Consider the following 14,759-nt stretch of genomic DNA (forward strand, 5'->3'; position numbering starts at 1 on the left):
GGCCATCAAGAGGAAGGTTCGGTCGTGGATTCGTCTTCCCTGCACGGGCTGCTCGCCGAGTACGCCGATCTGGAAAAGCAGCTGGCGGACCCGGCCGTGCACGCCGACCAGGGCCGGGCGCGCAAGCTCGGCCGCCGGTATGCGGAGCTGAGCCCGATCGTCAAGGTCATCAACGAGCTGGACCAGGCGCGGGACGACCTGGGCACCGCGCGTGAGCTGGCCGACGAGGACGCGGCGTTCGCGGCCGAGGCCGAGGAGATCGCGGCGCGCATCCCCCAGCTGCAGTCCCGGCTGACGGAGCTGCTGCTGCCGCGCGACCCGTACGACGGCTCGGACGTCCTGATGGAGATCAAGTCCGGGGAGGGTGGCGAGGAGTCGGCCCTGTTCGCCGGCGACCTGCTGCGCATGTACCTGCGCTACGCCGAGCGGCACGGCTGGAAGGCCGAGGTCCTCGACGCGGTGCACTCCGACCTGGGCGGCTACAAGGACGTCACGGTCGCGGTGAAGAGCAAGGGCACCGACGCGGACGGGGTGTGGGCGCGGCTGAAGTTCGAAGGCGGCGTGCACCGGGTGCAGCGCGTGCCTGCGACCGAGTCGCAGGGCCGGATCCACACCTCCGCCGCGGGGGTCCTGATCTACCCGGAACCGGAGGAGGTCGAGGTCGAGATCGACCCGAACGACCTGCGGATCGACGTGTTCCGGTCGTCCGGCCCCGGCGGGCAGAGCGTCAACACGACCGACTCGGCCGTGCGCGTGACACACCTGCCGACCGGGATCGTGGTGTCCTGCCAGAACGAGAAGTCGCAGATCCAGAACCGGGCCCGCGCCATCCAGGTGCTGCAGGCGCGGCTGCAGGCGATGGCGGAGGAAGAGGCCGCCGCGAAGGCCGCCGACGCGCGGAAGTCGCAGGTCCGGACGGTCGACCGGTCGGAGCGGGTGCGCACCTACAACTTCCCGGAGAACCGCATTTCGGACCACCGGGTGAACTACAAGGCGTACAACCTGGACCAGGTCCTGGACGGCGACCTGGACGCCGTGCTCGACGCCCTGGCCGCCGCCGACCGCGAGGAGCGCCTGGCCACCGCGGGCCAGTGACCCCTACCGGTCCAGGAAGTCCCTGATCCGGGCGAGCCACTCGTCGCGGGCCTCGGCCTGCATCGAGTGGCCGCTCGCGATCGCCACGAACTCCGCGCCCGGGATCCCGTCGGCCAGTTCGCGCTGCACGCCGATCGGCACCAGCACGTCCTGTCGCGTGCCGATGACCAGCGTCGGCACGGTGATCCGGCCCAGCTCGGCGCGGGTGTCCACCGACGCCACCAGGTCCACGTGCTCCGGCGCGCCCTCGGGAACGGCCAGCCCGGCCAGCGCGCCCTCGAGTTCCTGCGGCGACAGCGCGTTCAGGTACCCCGCGCCCACACCCGCGAAGGTCAGGTACTTCGCCAGCAGCTCCTTGTTCCCGAGGTCCAGCAGCTCCCGCCACACGTCGACGGCGAGCCGCATCTGGTTCGTCGGGTGGGCGAACCCGGCGGTCAGCACGAGGCCGCTCACCCGCTCCGGGTGCCGCGTGGCCGCGCGCACCGCGACGGCCGTGCCCAGCGAATAGCCGAGGATCGTGAAGCGCTTCACGCCGGCGGACACGGCGGTCGCCACCAGGGAGTCGGCCAGCCCGTCCAGGGTCAGCGGCCCGTCGCTGCGTGGCGTCGCCCCGCTGCCCGGGTAGTCCGGGCCGACCACGGTGTGCGTGCGGGCGAGGTCGTCCAGGATCGGGCCGAAGTTCGCCTCGATGCCGCCGCCAGCGCCGTGGGCGAGCAGCAGGCCGGGGCCGGATCCGCGGACGACGTGCGAGAAATGTTCGATCATGCCGCGACGTTAGGAACTGACACCGGTGTGAAGGTCAACTTTCGAGTGAGCGAGGTCGCATGCGGATCGGTGAGCTGTCCGCCCGGACCGGGGTCAGCCAGCGGTTGCTGCGGTACTACGAGGAGCAGGGGCTCCTGGTGCCACGCCGGGACACGAACGGTTACCGGGTCTACGACGACGACGCCGTGGTCACGGTTCGGCAGATCCGCGCGCTGCTCGCGGCCGGGTTGTCGACGTGCGTGATCCGGGAGGTGCTGCCCTGCGCCCGGGGCGAGAAGCCGGAGCTGGAGATGTGCCCGTCGCTGGTGCGCACACTGCGTGAGCAGCTCGACGCGCTGGACGAGCGCATCGACGATCTCCGGCAGACGCGCGGGGCGCTCGCGGCATACGTCCCCGCGAGCGGATGACCGCTGTGGAAAAGTTGGGTGCGTGAAGCGGCAACCGTTGCGACTGGCGATCCTCGAGGCGATGCGCATCCTGGAGGAGGCGGGGGTGGCGTCTCCGCGCGCCGACGCCGAACTCATCGCCGCGCACGTGCTCGGCGTCGACCGCGGTCGCCTGCCGCTCGTGCCCCTCGTCGACCCGCCCGTGATCGAGGCGATCGGCAAGCTGGTGGCGCAGCGCGCCAAGCGGGTGCCGCTGCAGCACCTGACCGGGTGGGCCGGGTTCGCCGGCATCACGCTGGACGTCGGGCCCGGTGTCTTCATCCCGCGGCCGGAGACGGAACTGCTGGTCGAGTGGGGGTTGCGGCTCATCCACGGCCGCGAGTACCCGGTGGTGGTCGACCTGTGCACCGGTTCGGGCGCGCTGGCGCTGGCGATCGCGCACGAGCGGCCGGACGCGGTGGTCTACGCCGTGGACATCGACCCGAACGCGCTCGCGTGGGCGCGGCACAACGCGGACAAGCAGGCCGCGGCGGGGGACACGCCGATCCGCCTGTACTCCGGCGACGTCGGGGACAGCACGATCTTCGCCGAGCTGGACGGCCTGGTGGACCTGGTGGTGTGCAACCCGCCGTACGTCCCGCCGGGCGGCGACCTGCCGCCCGAGGTGGTCGACTTCGACCCGCCGCAGGCGGTCTTCGCCCCCGACGGCGGTCTCGCGGTGGTCCGGCAGGCCGTGGCGACCGCCTGCCGCCTCCTCAAGCGCGGCGGCGGGGTGGCCATCGAACACGACGACACGCACGGCTCGGCCGCGCCGGCGCTGGTCGCGTCCCGCAAGGTGCTGACGGACGTCCAGGACCACCGCGACCTCGCCGGACGCCCCCGTTTCGTGACCGCCCTCCGCGGCTGACCCCGCGACGCCCGGCACACGCGCCGCGGCGTGTCGCGCGGCCGGTGCGGTGAGCGCCACCCGCAACCAAGCCGTTACCCGACCGGGAATAGTCTTCACCCCATGAGCGCGGTGTACGACTGCAGCTGTCCGGAGACGCGGGCCGAGGGGCTGGCCGCGGCGGCGAGCGCGGTGCGTTCGGGGCGGCTTGTCGTGCTGCCCACCGACACGGTCTACGGCATCGGGGCGGACGCGTTCGACTCGGCCGCCGTGCGGGCGCTGCTGCGGGCGAAGAACCGCGGCCTGGACCTGCCCGTCGGCGTCCTCGTCGGCTCATGGTCCACAATAGACGGTCTTGTCCTCGGCGTCCCGCCGCAGGCACGGGCCCTCATCGAGGCCTTCTGGCCCGGTGATCTGTCCATTGTGCTCCCGCACGCGCCGAGCCTGCGCTGGGACCTCGGCACCACCCGCGGCACCGTGATGCTCCGGATGCCGCTGCACCCGGTCGCACTGGAGCTGCTCCGCGACGTCGGCCCGATGGCCGTCTCCAGCGCCAACGTCTCCGGGCGGCCCCCGGCGTCCAGCGCGGAGGAGGCGCAGGAGCAGCTCGGCGAGTCGGTCTCCGTCTACCTCGACGGCGGGCCCAGCGGCGAACCGGTGCCCTCGTCGATCGTCGACCTGACCGGCGACGAGCCCGTGCTGCTGCGGGCGGGCGCGGTGAGCGCGGAAGCGGTGAGCGAGGTGCTCGGCGCACCGGTGAAGACCGCGGCCTGATGACCCCCGTAACCACCGCAGGCCTCCCGATCCGGGAGTACATCCTCGTCGGTCTCATCGCCGCGACGCTGACGTTCCTGCTCACCGGCGTCATCCGGCGCCTGGCGATCCGCCTCGGCGCGATCGCCAACCCGCGTGCCAGGGACGTGCACGTCATCCCGATCCCGCGCATGGGCGGCGTCGGCATGTACCTGGGTGTCGTCTGCGGCATGGCGATGGCCCACCAGCTGCCGGTGCTGCGCCGCGCGTTCGACTTCTCCCTCGACCCGGTCGGCGTGCTGATCGGCGGCGGCGTCATCGTGCTGATCGGCGCGCTGGACGACCGGTTCGAGATCGACGCCTGGACCAAGCTCGCCGGCCAGGTGATGTGCGCGGGCATCCTGGTCATCTTCGGCGTGCAGTGGAACGTGTTCTGGGTGCCGTGGGGCGGCAACGGCGACGCGCTCGGCTCCGTGGTCACCCTGGACAACAACCAGGGCGGGCTGCTGATGGTGCTGCTCGTCGTGCTGCTGGTGAACGCGCTGAACTTCGTCGACGGGCTGGACGGCCTCGCCGCCGGGCTGGGCTTCATCGCGGCGGCCGCGACCTGCGCGTTCTCGCTCGGTCTGCTCAACTCCCAAGGCGGCGACGTCGGCGTCTACCCGCCGGCGCTGATCGCCGCCACGCTGGCCGGCGCGTGCCTCGGCTTCCTGCCGCACAACTTCCAGCCCGCGAAGATCTTCATGGGCGACTCCGGCTCGATGATGATCGGCCTGATGCTGGCCGGTGCCACCACGTCGGCCTCCGGCAAGATCAACTACACCCGGTTCGGCGGCTCCGACGCGCTGGCGCTGCTGTCCCCGCTGCTGGTCGTCGTGGCGGTCCTGTTCCTGCCGGTCCTCGACCTGCTGATGGCGGTCGTCCGTCGCACGCGGCGCGGCGAGAGCCCGTTCGCGGCCGACAAGATGCACCTGCACCACCGCCTGCTGGAGATCGGCCACTCGCAGCGCCGCGCGGTGCTGCTGATCTACCTGTGGGCGGGCCTGCTCGGCTTCGGCGCGGTCTCGATGACGCTGTTCGACACGACGGCGGTACTCTGGATCGTCGGCGCGGGACTCGTCCTCGCCGGGATCGTGTCCGTCATTCCGCGCCTGAGGTCGCGGAACCAGGGAGTGTCATGACCGACAACACCGAAAACCCGCACGCGCAGTCGGTGCTCAAGCTGGCCGACGCGATGCTGCGCTTCGCGCTGTGGCCGGGGCTGGCCACGGTCGTGATCGGCGTGGTCGTGTCGACGATCCTGTCCGGTGTGCCGGGTCTGCTGGGCTCGCTGGTCGGCGGCGCGATCGCGTTCGCGTCGTCCCTGATCACGCTGTTCATGATGCGCAAGTCGGCCGCGCTGGACCCGTTCATGGTGATGGCGGTGGCGATCGGCGGCTACATCCTCAAGGTGCTGGTCCTGTTCGGCGTCATGACCGCTCTCAAGGGCGTCGACGCGTTCAACCGCTACGCGCTCGCGTTCACCACGCTGGCGGTGATCCTGGTCTGGGCCGCGGCGGAGTTCCTGGCCTTCCGCAAGACCAAGATCCCGACGATCATCCCGAGCTGACTTCCGCAGGTCAGCGCAGGATTCCGGCGGTACTCCAACGGGTGGGAACCAATTAAGGAGTACGCCCGTACGGTGTCGATTTACCGGCTGGTATCGTCCGCACTGTGGAGGTGGGGCCTTCGGCCCGCGCTCCCGATGCGGAACCCAACCGGCAACGTGGCGATCGAGACGGATGGCCCCTGAGCCGGCCTGGCTGATTCTGCTGTCGGAGATCGTAGTGCCGAAACCCCCAGGTGGCTGAAAGTACACGCGCTGTTCACTCAGGGGATCCGCCTCCAAGTACCCGAAACGTATCGGGTACGTTAAGTCCAGATCGTGACGATTCCCCCGGCGGAGTGAACGCCGGCCGGGAGAACCGGAAGGAGCCCAGTTGGGCGCGCTGGTATTGGCCGAGGGCGACACGTTCGCGCCCCCGGGTGCCGGAGACTTCGACCTGCCGCCGATCTTCCTCGGCGTCACCAAGCCGATGATCCTGGTCGTGCTGTCGGTGATCATCATCGCGGCCTTCTTCCTGCTGACCTCGCGAAAGCTGAAGGTCGTGCCGGGCAAGGCGCAGTTCGCCGCCGAGTACGTCTACGACTTCGCGCGCAACGGCATCGCGCGTGAGCAGATCGGGTCGAAGGACTTCAAGCCGTTCATCCCGCTGGTGCTGACGCTGTTCAGCTTCGTGCTGATCAACAACCTGTTCGGGATCATCCCGATCTTCCAGTTCCCGACGTTCTCGCACATCGGTTTCCCGATCGCGCTGTCGCTGCTGGTGGTCTACCCGGTGTACCACTACGTCGGGTTCAAGCGGCACGGCTTCGTGGGCTACCTCAAGCACGCGACCGTCCCGCCGGGCGCGCCAGGCCCGATCTACATCCTGCTGACGCCGATCGAGTTCCTGCAGAAGTTCGTCCTCAACCCGCTCACCCTGGCGGTCCGGGTGTTCGCCGCGATGTTCGCAGGCCACCTGATCCTGCTGGTGTTCACGCTCGCGGGCGAGTTCCTGCTGCTCCACGCGGGCGGGGTCTTCAAGCCCATCTCGCTGGTCTCGTGGGCGTTCGCCATCCTGATGACCTTCGTGGAAGCGCTGATCCAGGTGATCCAGGCGTATGTGTTCGCCGTGCTGTCGGCGAACTACATCGGCGCCGCGCTCGCCGAAGACCACTAGAAGAAAACGAACCGAAAAGCCCCCGATCCGCGTGGTAGCGGACCGAGTGAAAGGGAAACGCAAGTGAGCAACATCGTTCTTGCCCAGGCCGCCGAGACCGCCTCCAGCATCAACCCGGGCCTCGCCGCCATCGGCTACGGTCTGGGCGCGATCGGCCCGGGCATCGGTGTGGGTCTGATCTGGGCCGCCGTCATCAACGGCACCGCCCGTCAGCCGGAGGCCCAGGGCAAGCTCATGGGTATCGCCTGGACCACCTTCGTGCTTACCGAGGTGCTCGCCCTGATCGGTCTGGTCGTCTACTTCATCGCCTCCGCCGCCTGAGTTAACCGCTCACCGCTGAAGGAGTCGTTGTGGTGAAGACCCAGATCGTGCTGGCCGCGGAAGAGGCGCCGAACCCGGTGCTGCCGCATCTCAGCGAGATCATCCTCGGCCTGGTGGCCTTCCTGATCCTGCTGTGGCTGCTCAAGAAGTTCGCCGTGCCGCGCTTCGAGAAGATGTACGAAGAGCGCACGGCGGCCATCGAGGGTGGCATCGCCAAGGCGGAGAAGGCGCAGGCCGAAGCCGAAGAGGCGCTCGCGAAGTACCAGGCACAGCTCAAGGACGCCTACTCCGAGGCCGCCAAGATCCGTGACGACGCTCGCCTCGAGGCCGAGCGGATCAAGGAAGAGCTGCGGGCCGAGGCCCAGGACGAGGCCGCCCGGATCATCGCCCAGGGCCACGCCGCGCTGCAGGCCCAGAAGGCACAGATCGTCACGGAGCTGCGCAACGAGCTGGGCCGCAACTCGATCGAGCTGGCGAGCCGGATCGTCGGGGAGCACCTCGAGGACGAGGTCCGTCGCCGTGGCACGGTCGACCGGTTCCTCGCCGAGCTCGGCAGCAGCGCCGGTAACGGAGCAGGAAAGTAGTCCAGATGACGCTGACGCTGCACGCCGCGAGCCGCGAAGCGCTCGCCTCCGCCGAGACCCGGCTCGCCGAGGTCACCGGCGAGGCCGGCGCGGACTCGGCCGCCCTCGGCAACGAGCTGCTGGCCGTGGTCGACCTGCTCGGCAGGGAGATCGGGCTGCGCCGCGCGGTCGCCGACGCCTCGTCCGACCCGGAGGCCCGCACCCGGCTGGTCCGCGCGCTGCTGACCGGCAAGGTGTCCGAGCAGGCCCTGCGCGTGCTCGACGCCGTGGTCGCGGCCCGCTGGTCCAGCCCGCGGGAACTGGTCGACGGGGTCGAGTCGCTCGGCCGCAACGCGCTGCTCACCAGCGCGGAGAAGGCCGGGAAGCTCGACGCCGTCGAGGACCAGTTGTTCCGGATCGCCCGTATCGTGGTGAGCAACCCGGAGCTGGAGCAGACGCTGTCCGACCAGACGGCACCCGGCGACGCGAAGCGCAGGCTGGTGCGCGAGCTGCTGCAGAGCAAGGTGGACGACATCACCCTTGCCCTGGTGGAGCAGGTCGTGGGCCGGTCGGCGGGCCGCAGCGTCGGGTTCAACCTGGACCAGCTGGTCAAGCTGGCCGCGCAGCGCCGCGAGCGCTCGGTCGCGTACGTCACGAGCGCGAGCGAGCTGTCCGCGGAGCAGCGGGAGCGGCTGGCCGAGCAGCTGCACCGGATCTACGGGCGCCCGATCGGGCTGCACGTCGAGGTCGACGCCCGCCTCGGTGGCGGGCTCGTCGTCCGGGTGGGCGACGAGGTCATCGACGGCAGCACCGCGGGCCGGATCGCCGAGCTGCGCAGGCAGCTGGCCTGACACCACACAAAGACTTTGCACACCTGCAGGAACGAGAGAGCGGGAACGACATGGCGGAGCTGACGATCTCCTCGGACGAGATCCGTAGCGCGATCGAGAACTACGTCTCGAGTTACTCACCCGAAGTCAACCGGGAAGAGGTCGGCGTCGTCGTGGACACCGGCGACGGCGTTGCCCACGTCGAGGGTCTGCCCTCGACCATGGCCAACGAGCTGCTGGAGTTCCCCGGCGGGATCCTCGGCGTGGCCCAGAACCTGGAGCCGCGCCAGATCGGTGTCGTCATCCTCGGCAACTACGAGCAGATCGAGGAGGGTCAGGAGGTCAAGCGGACCGGCCAGATCCTCTCGATCCCGGTCGGCGAGGGCTTCCTCGGCCGCGTCATCGACCCGCTCGGCAAGCCGATCGACGGCCTCGGCGACATCCCGGCCGAGGACCGCCGCGCCCTCGAGCTGCAGGCCGCCTCGGTCGTGGAGCGCCAGCCGGTGTCCGAGCCGCTGCAGACGGGCATCACCGCGATCGACGCGATGACCCCGATCGGCCGCGGCCAGCGCCAGCTGATCATCGGCGACCGCAAGACCGGCAAGACCGCGGTCTGCGTCGACACGATCATCAACCAGAAGGCCAACTGGGCGACCGGCGACCCGAGCAAGCAGGTCCGCTGCATCTACGTCGCGGTCGGCCAGAAGGGCTCCACCATCGCCGGTGTCCGCAAGTCCCTCGAGGACGCGGGCGCGCTGGAGTACACCACCATCGTCGCGGCCCCCGCGTCGGACTCCGCCGGCTTCAAGTGGCTGGCCCCCTACACCGGTTCGGCCCTCGGCCAGCACTGGATGTACCAGGGCAAGCACGTCCTGATCGTGTTCGACGACCTGTCCAAGCAGGCGGACGCCTACCGCGCCCTGTCGCTGCTGCTGCGCCGCCCGCCGGGCCGCGAGGCGTTCCCCGGCGACGTCTTCTACTTGCACTCCCGGCTGCTCGAGCGCTGCGCGAAGCTGTCGGACGAGCTGGGTGGCGGCTCGCTGACCGGTCTGCCGGTCATCGAGACCAAGGCCAACGACATCTCGGCCTACATCCCCACCAACGTCATCTCGATCACCGACGGTCAGTGCTTCTTCCAGTCCGACCTGTTCAACTCGGGTCAGCGCCCCGCGGTCGACGTGACCACCTCGGTCTCCCGGGTCGGTGGTGACGCGCAGATCAAGGCGATGAAGACGGTGTCCGGTTCGCTGCGGATCGACCTGTCCCAGTACCAGGAGCTGCAGGCGTTCGCCGCCTTCGCCTCCGACCTGGACCCGACCTCGCGCGCCCAGCTGGACCGCGGTGCCCGCCTGTACGAGGTGCTCAAGCAGCCGCAGTACTCGCCGATCCCGGTCGAGCAGCAGGTCGTCACCGTGTACCTCGGCACCAAGGGGCACTTCGATGACGTGCCGGTGGAGGATGTGGCTCGCTTCAACACCGAGCTGCTGGAGAACATCCGCCACAAGCACGACGACATCCTCGCCGAGATCCGCGACAAGGGTAAGTGGACCGACGAGCTCGCCGAGCGCGTCGCCGCCGCGGCCGCCGAGTTCAAGAAGGGCTTCACCACTTCTTCCGGTGAGCAGCTCGTGAACGAGGCCGAGGCCGAGGCGATGGACGCCGACAAGGTCGGGCAGGAGACCGTCAAGGTCAACAAGCCCGCCCCGACGAAGTGACCGGATAGCTGATGGCGCAACTTCGCGAGCTCCGGGCAAAGATCCGGGCGACGAAATCGATCGGCAAGATCACCAAGGCGATGGAACTGATCGCCACCTCGCGGATCGGCCGTGCCCAGGCACGCGTCGAGGCTTCGCGCCCGTACGCCGAGGAGATCACCAAGGTGCTCTCCGCCCTGGCGGGCGGGGCCGCGAGCCTCGACGACCCGTTCCTCGTCGAGCGGCCCAACCCGAAGCGGGCGGCCGTGCTGGTGGTGACCAGTGACAAGGGCCTGTGCGGTGGTTACAACACCAATGTGCTGCGGGCCACCGAGGAGCTGCTCTCGCTGCTGCGCTCGGAGGGCAAGGAGCCCCAGGTCTACGTCATCGGCGGCAAGGGCCTGAACTACTACCGGTTCCGCAACCGCGAGGTCGTCGACAGCTGGACCGGCTTCTCGGACCAGCCGCGCTACGAGAACGCCGCCGCCGCGGGCGAGACGCTGACCAAGGCGTTCCTCGCCGGCGCGGACGACGACGCGGACGGGCCGGGCGAGGACGGCGTCCTCGGCGTGGACGAGGTGCACATCGTGTACACCGAGTTCAAGTCGATGCTGACCCAGACCCCGGTCGCCAAGCGGATGGCGCCCCTCGAGGTCGAGTACGTGGAAGACGGCGCGGAGGGCACCGCTCAGCCCGGCGAGATCCTCCCGGCGTACGAGTTCGAGCCCAGCGCGGACCGGCTGCTGTCGGCCCTGCTGCCGAAGTACATCAACACGCGGATCTTTTCGGCTCTGCTCGAGTCGGCCGCTTCCGAGCTGGCCGCCCGGCGCACCGCCATGAAGTCGGCGTCGGACAACGCCAGCGAGCTGGTGGAGACCTACACCCGGCTGGCGAACCAGGCGCGGCAGGCCCAGATCACGCAGGAGATCAGCGAAATCGTCGGTGGGGCCGATGCGCTCGCCGCTGTAGGAAGTGATGAGTAGATGACCACCACTGAAACCCGGACCAAGGGCCGGATCGTCTCGGTGACCGGCCCGGTCGTCGACGTGGAGTTCCCGCGCGGCGCCGTGCCCGAGCTGTTCAACGCGCTGAAGGTCGAGGTCGAGTTCGAGCAGCTGCGCAAGACGATCACCCTCGAGGTCGCGCAGCACCTCGGCGACAACCTCGTCCGCACGATCTCGCTGGCCCCGCAGGACGGTCTCGTCCGCGGCGCCGAGGTGATCGACACCGGCGCCCCGATCTCGGTGCCGGTCGGCGACGAGGTCAAGGGCCACGTCTACAACGCGCTGGGCGACTGCCTCGACCAGCCGGGCTACGGCGCGGACCTGGAGCGCTGGAGCATCCACCGCAAGCCGCCCGCCTTCGACCAGCTCGAGGGCAAGACCGAGATGCTGGAGACCGGCCTCAAGGTCATCGACCTGCTCACCCCGTACGTGCAGGGTGGCAAGATCGGCCTGTTCGGCGGCGCCGGCGTCGGCAAGACGGTTCTGATCAAGGAAATGATCACCCGTGTCGCCCGGAACTTCGGTGGCACCTCGGTGTTCGCCGGTGTCGGCGAGCGCACCCGTGAGGGCACCGACCTGTTCCTGGAGATGAGCGAGGACGGCGTCATCAACGACACCGCGCTCGTCTTCGGCCAGATGGACGAGCCGCCGGGCACCCGTATGCGGGTCGCGCTGTCCGCGCTGACGATGGCGGAGTACTTCCGCGACGTCAAGAACCAGGACGTGCTGCTGTTCATCGACAACATCTTCCGGTTCACCCAGGCAGGTTCCGAGGTGTCGACGCTGCTGGGCCGCATGCCCTCGGCCGTGGGTTACCAGCCGACGCTGGCCGACGAGATGGGTGAGCTGCAGGAGCGGATCACCTCGACCAAGGGTCGTTCGATCACCTCGATGCAGGCGATCTACGTGCCTGCGGACGACTACACCGACCCGGCCCCGGCCACCACGTTCGCCCACCTGGACGCCACCACCGAGCTTTCCCGGTCGGTGTTCCAGAAGGGCATCTTCCCGGCCGTGGACCCGCTGGCCTCCACGTCCACGATCCTCGACCCGGCGATCGTCGGTGAGGACCACTACCGGGTGGCCTCCGAGGTCATCCGGATCCTGCAGAAGTACAAGGAGCTGCAGGACATCATCGCGATCCTCGGTATGGACGAGCTGTCCGAAGAGGACAAGCTGACCGTGCAGCGGGCCCGCCGCATCGAGCGGTTCCTGTCGCAGAACATGCTCGTCGCCGAGCAGTTCACCGGCCAGCCGGGCTCGACCGTGCCGCGCGCGGAGACCGTCGAGGCGTTCGACAAGATCAGCAAGGGTGAGTTCGACCACTACCCGGAGCAGGCGTTCCTGGGCATCGGTGGCCTCGAGGACCTCGAGAAGAAGTACAAGGAACTCACCGGCAAGTGATGTCGGGACGACGGCGGGGCGGGTGTCCTTTAAGGACTCTCACCCCGCCGTTGTCGTAACCGGTCGCGAACCTATTAGACTGCGCTCATCGGCGCGGGAACGAAGGAGAACCACGTGGCTGAGATGACCGTCGAGCTTGTCGCCGTCGAACGCCGTCTCTGGTCCGGTCAGGCGACGTTCGTGGTCGCACAGACCACTGAGGGTGAGATCGGCCTGATGCCGGGCCACGAGCCGGTACTCGGTCAGCTGGTCGAGGGTGGCGTCGTCAAGGTGACGACTACGGACGGTGAGACCGTCCGCGCCGCGGTCCACGGTGGCTTCCTGTCTGTGACCGCCGAGCGGGTGAGCATCCTCGCCGAGTCGGCGGAGCTCGCCGACGAGATCGACGTCGAGGCCGCCCGCTCCGCGCTCGGTGGCGAGGACGAGGCCGAGCGGGCCAGAGCAACCGCTCGTCTCCGCGCGGCCGGCCAGTCGGTCTGACCCGGCGACGAGCAGGAGCCGGCCGTGGAAATCACCGTCGTTGTCCTGGTCGTCCTGCTCGGTCTTGCCGTCGTCGCGTTCTGGTACAGCTTCCGCTGGGGGCGGATGCGGCGTCAGGGCGGCGTGAGCGTCGCGTTGCGCTGGGACCCGGACAACGCCCGTGCGGGCTGGCACCTGGGTCTGGGGCGCTACGAGGGTGAGGTGTTCGCCTGGTACCGGGTGTGGAGCTTGCGCACCGGCCCGGACCGGGTGTTCGAACGTGAAACGTTGATGATCGCGGACCGCCGCGACCCCGTCGGCACCGAGGCGTACGCGGTGCCCTCGGACGCGACGGTCCTGCGCTGCGAGTCGGCGCTCCAGGAGCCCATCGAGATCGCGATGGGCCCGGACGCGCTGACCGGGTTCCTGTCCTGGCTGGAGTCCGCTCCGCCGGGCCGCCAGGTGCCGCGCGCGTCCTGATCTAGTCCCGTCTGGCACGTCATCGGAGCCGGAGGATGATGGCGGCCATAGTGAGTCCGGCGTAGCGGGTGGCCAGGTCCGATCCGCCCGACCACCATCCCGGCACGTAGCGGCACCGCCCGCATACTGGTGCGCGGCCCGGGTGACGAGAGTCGCCGAGGGCGGCTCGCCCGCCACAGCCAGCCCCAACCTAGTCCCGCGTGAACCGGCGTACCCAGCGGCGCTGCCCCGGCGTTTCGACCGGCCGGGGGTGGTGGTGCCGCCGCGTCCAGGAGACGGCTTCAGCGGGGTCTACGCCGGCCAGAACGGCGAGGCAGGCGATGACCGTGCCGGTCCGCCCGACCCCGCCGGCACAGGCGACTTCGACCGCTTCGGCGGCGCGCGCCCGCTCGTGCAGGGCGCGGATCTCCCGGACGGCGGCGTCCTGGTCGCGGGGCAGCCGGAAGTCGGGCCAGTCCAGCCAGGTGTGCGGCCACCCCAGACTGGCGTCGTGGTCGCGGCGCAGCCGCGCGGAGCCCAGGTAGAGGCCGAACTGAGGCGCCGGGCCAGTGGGCTGGGGGCGGCGCAGGCCGCGCCCGCGAATCCAGGAGCCGTCCGGCAGCCGGATGCTTCCCGGCAGCGGTGGTGCGTCGTCGGTCATGGGACGAACCTAGGTCGCCGTGCTGGTGGCGGGTATGAGGATGACCGCATGCTTGCCGGAGTGGGGTCCGGCAGGTATCTCCGCGGCTTTCCGGAGCGTCGACGTGCTGGTGGCGGACACACGCGCTCGCCCTGGGTGGACCGTCAGGCCTCCCCGCCGGGCTTCCACAGCACGTCGCCGTCCGGGTTGGCCAGGCGGGCCAGGATGAAGAGCAGGTCGGAGAGCCGGTTCAGGTACTTCACGGCCAGCACGTTCGTGCGGTCCGCGTCCGCCTCCACCAGCGCCCACCCGGCCCGCTCGGCCCGCCGGCTCACCGTGCGCGCCTGATGCAGGAACGCGGCCCCCGGGGTGCCGCCGGGCAGGATGAACGACGTCAGCTTCGGCAGGCGCTCGTTGAACTCGTCGCACCAGCCTTCGAGCCGCTCGATGTAGGCCTCGGTGATGCGCAGCGGGGGGAACTCCGGATCGGGCACCACCGGCGAACACAGGTCCGCGCCGACGTCGAACAGGTCGTTCTGCACGCGGCGCAGCACCACCGCGATCTCCTCGTCGAGACCGCCCATCGCGAGCGCCAGCCCGACCACCGAGTTCGTCTCGTCGACGTCGGCGTAGGCGGCCAGCCGCGGGTCGGTCTTCGGCACGCGCGAGCCGTCGCCGAGCGCGGTCGTCCCGTTGTCGCCGACCCTGGTGTACACGCGGTTGATCCGTACCGGCATA

General features: G+C 69.7%; 18 protein-coding genes. 15 read left to right on the forward strand and 3 right to left on the reverse strand.

The window, feature by feature from the left end; all coding sequences use genetic code 11:
* Nucleotides 1-24: 24 nt before the first annotated feature.
* A complete protein-coding gene (gene prfA, locus AMETH_RS06730) occupies nt 25-1,095 on the forward strand; it encodes a peptide chain release factor 1 (protein ID WP_017987297.1) in 1,071 nt (356 codons plus the stop codon).
* Between the two features lie 3 nt (nt 1,096-1,098).
* Here prfA and AMETH_RS06735 read toward each other — a convergent pair whose 3' ends face one another.
* Complete coding sequence (locus AMETH_RS06735) at nt 1,099-1,860, reverse strand: alpha/beta fold hydrolase (RefSeq protein ID WP_017987298.1); 762 nt, start codon at nt 1,858-1,860, stop codon at nt 1,099-1,101.
* 59 nt (nt 1,861-1,919) lie between these two features.
* Between AMETH_RS06735 and AMETH_RS06740 the strand changes: the two genes are divergently transcribed.
* The 14 genes from AMETH_RS06740 to AMETH_RS06805 all read left to right on the forward strand — a co-directional run bounded on the left by AMETH_RS06740 (nt 1,920) and on the right by AMETH_RS06805 (nt 13,402).
* Nucleotides 1,920-2,267, forward strand: coding sequence for a MerR family transcriptional regulator (locus AMETH_RS06740; protein ID WP_017987299.1), 348 nt, complete (start codon nt 1,920-1,922; stop codon nt 2,265-2,267).
* A gap of 22 nt (nt 2,268-2,289) precedes the next feature.
* Nucleotides 2,290-3,153: a peptide chain release factor N(5)-glutamine methyltransferase gene (prmC, locus tag AMETH_RS06745; protein ID WP_017987300.1), complete on the forward strand. Its 864-nt coding sequence runs from the start codon at nt 2,290-2,292 to the stop codon at nt 3,151-3,153.
* A gap of 102 nt (nt 3,154-3,255) precedes the next feature.
* Nucleotides 3,256-3,906 carry an L-threonylcarbamoyladenylate synthase gene (locus tag AMETH_RS06750; protein WP_017987301.1) on the forward strand — a complete coding sequence of 217 codons (651 nt, stop codon included), beginning with the start codon at nt 3,256-3,258 and terminating at the stop codon, nt 3,904-3,906.
* Complete coding sequence (locus AMETH_RS06755) at nt 3,906-5,066, forward strand: glycosyltransferase family 4 protein (RefSeq protein WP_017987302.1); 1,161 nt, start codon at nt 3,906-3,908, stop codon at nt 5,064-5,066. The genes AMETH_RS06750 and AMETH_RS06755 overlap by 1 nt, the downstream gene beginning before the upstream one ends.
* On the forward strand, nt 5,063-5,494 hold the full coding sequence (locus AMETH_RS06760; RefSeq protein WP_017987303.1) for a Cg1360 family ATP-synthase-associated protein: 432 nt from the start codon (nt 5,063-5,065) through the stop codon (nt 5,492-5,494). The genes AMETH_RS06755 and AMETH_RS06760 overlap by 4 nt, the downstream gene beginning before the upstream one ends.
* 370 nt (nt 5,495-5,864) lie before the next feature.
* Nucleotides 5,865-6,647: a F0F1 ATP synthase subunit A gene (gene atpB / locus AMETH_RS06765; RefSeq protein WP_026153873.1), complete on the forward strand. Its 783-nt coding sequence runs from the start codon at nt 5,865-5,867 to the stop codon at nt 6,645-6,647.
* A gap of 63 nt (nt 6,648-6,710) precedes the next feature.
* Nucleotides 6,711-6,968: an ATP synthase subunit c family protein gene (locus AMETH_RS06770; protein ID WP_017987305.1), complete on the forward strand. Its 258-nt coding sequence runs from the start codon at nt 6,711-6,713 to the stop codon at nt 6,966-6,968.
* Between the two features lie 29 nt (nt 6,969-6,997).
* Nucleotides 6,998-7,552 (forward strand): F0F1 ATP synthase subunit B, encoded by a 555-nt coding sequence (locus tag AMETH_RS06775; RefSeq protein ID WP_017987306.1) that lies wholly within the window; start codon nt 6,998-7,000, stop codon nt 7,550-7,552.
* 11 nt (nt 7,553-7,563) lie between these two features.
* Nucleotides 7,564-8,382 (forward strand): F0F1 ATP synthase subunit delta, encoded by an 819-nt coding sequence (locus AMETH_RS06780; protein ID WP_026153874.1) that lies wholly within the window; start codon nt 7,564-7,566, stop codon nt 8,380-8,382.
* Between the two features lie 50 nt (nt 8,383-8,432).
* Nucleotides 8,433-10,076, forward strand: a complete 1,644-nt coding sequence (gene atpA, locus AMETH_RS06785; protein ID WP_017987308.1) for a F0F1 ATP synthase subunit alpha — start codon at nt 8,433-8,435, stop codon at nt 10,074-10,076.
* An 8-nt stretch (nt 10,077-10,084) separates the two neighbouring features.
* Complete coding sequence (locus tag AMETH_RS06790) at nt 10,085-11,038, forward strand: F0F1 ATP synthase subunit gamma (protein WP_026153875.1); 954 nt, start codon at nt 10,085-10,087, stop codon at nt 11,036-11,038.
* On the forward strand, nt 11,039-12,463 hold the full coding sequence (atpD, locus tag AMETH_RS06795; RefSeq protein WP_017987310.1) for a F0F1 ATP synthase subunit beta: 1,425 nt from the start codon (nt 11,039-11,041) through the stop codon (nt 12,461-12,463).
* A 114-nt stretch (nt 12,464-12,577) separates the two neighbouring features.
* A complete protein-coding gene (locus AMETH_RS06800; protein ID WP_026153876.1) occupies nt 12,578-12,943 on the forward strand; it encodes a F0F1 ATP synthase subunit epsilon in 366 nt (121 codons plus the stop codon).
* A 24-nt stretch (nt 12,944-12,967) separates the two neighbouring features.
* Nucleotides 12,968-13,402 carry a DUF2550 domain-containing protein gene (locus AMETH_RS06805; RefSeq protein WP_017987312.1) on the forward strand — a complete coding sequence of 145 codons (435 nt, stop codon included), beginning with the start codon at nt 12,968-12,970 and terminating at the stop codon, nt 13,400-13,402.
* A 190-nt stretch (nt 13,403-13,592) separates the two neighbouring features.
* Here AMETH_RS06805 and AMETH_RS06810 read toward each other — a convergent pair whose 3' ends face one another.
* Entirely contained in the window at nt 13,593-14,042 is a 450-nt protein-coding gene (locus tag AMETH_RS06810; protein ID WP_017987313.1) for a protein-tyrosine phosphatase family protein, read from the reverse strand.
* Between the two features lie 143 nt (nt 14,043-14,185).
* Nucleotides 14,186-14,758, reverse strand: a complete 573-nt coding sequence (locus AMETH_RS06815) for a cob(I)yrinic acid a,c-diamide adenosyltransferase (protein ID WP_017987314.1) — start codon at nt 14,756-14,758, stop codon at nt 14,186-14,188.
* Nucleotide 14,759: the final 1 nt, after the last annotated feature.

The organism is Amycolatopsis methanolica 239 (assembly GCF_000739085.1).
Classification (GTDB): Bacteria; Actinomycetota; Actinomycetes; order Mycobacteriales; family Pseudonocardiaceae; genus Amycolatopsis_E; species Amycolatopsis_E methanolica.

Coding starts and splice junctions, on each gene's coding strand:
- AMETH_RS06810 (WP_017987313.1), bottom strand. CDS start 14,042: ATGACCGACGACGCACCACCGCTGCCGGGAAGCATCCGGCTGCCGGAC.
- AMETH_RS06815 (WP_017987314.1), bottom strand. CDS start 14,758: ATGCCGGTACGGATCAACCGCGTGTACACCAGGGTCGGCGACAACGGG.
- atpD (WP_017987310.1), top strand. CDS start 11,039: ATGACCACCACTGAAACCCGGACCAAGGGCCGGATCGTCTCGGTGACC.
- AMETH_RS06740 (WP_017987299.1), top strand. CDS start 1,920: ATGCGGATCGGTGAGCTGTCCGCCCGGACCGGGGTCAGCCAGCGGTTG.
- AMETH_RS06750 (WP_017987301.1), top strand. CDS start 3,256: ATGAGCGCGGTGTACGACTGCAGCTGTCCGGAGACGCGGGCCGAGGGG.
- AMETH_RS06760 (WP_017987303.1), top strand. CDS start 5,063: ATGACCGACAACACCGAAAACCCGCACGCGCAGTCGGTGCTCAAGCTG.
- AMETH_RS06755 (WP_017987302.1), top strand. CDS start 3,906: ATGACCCCCGTAACCACCGCAGGCCTCCCGATCCGGGAGTACATCCTC.
- atpA (WP_017987308.1), top strand. CDS start 8,433: ATGGCGGAGCTGACGATCTCCTCGGACGAGATCCGTAGCGCGATCGAG.
- AMETH_RS06735 (WP_017987298.1), bottom strand. CDS start 1,860: ATGATCGAACATTTCTCGCACGTCGTCCGCGGATCCGGCCCCGGCCTG.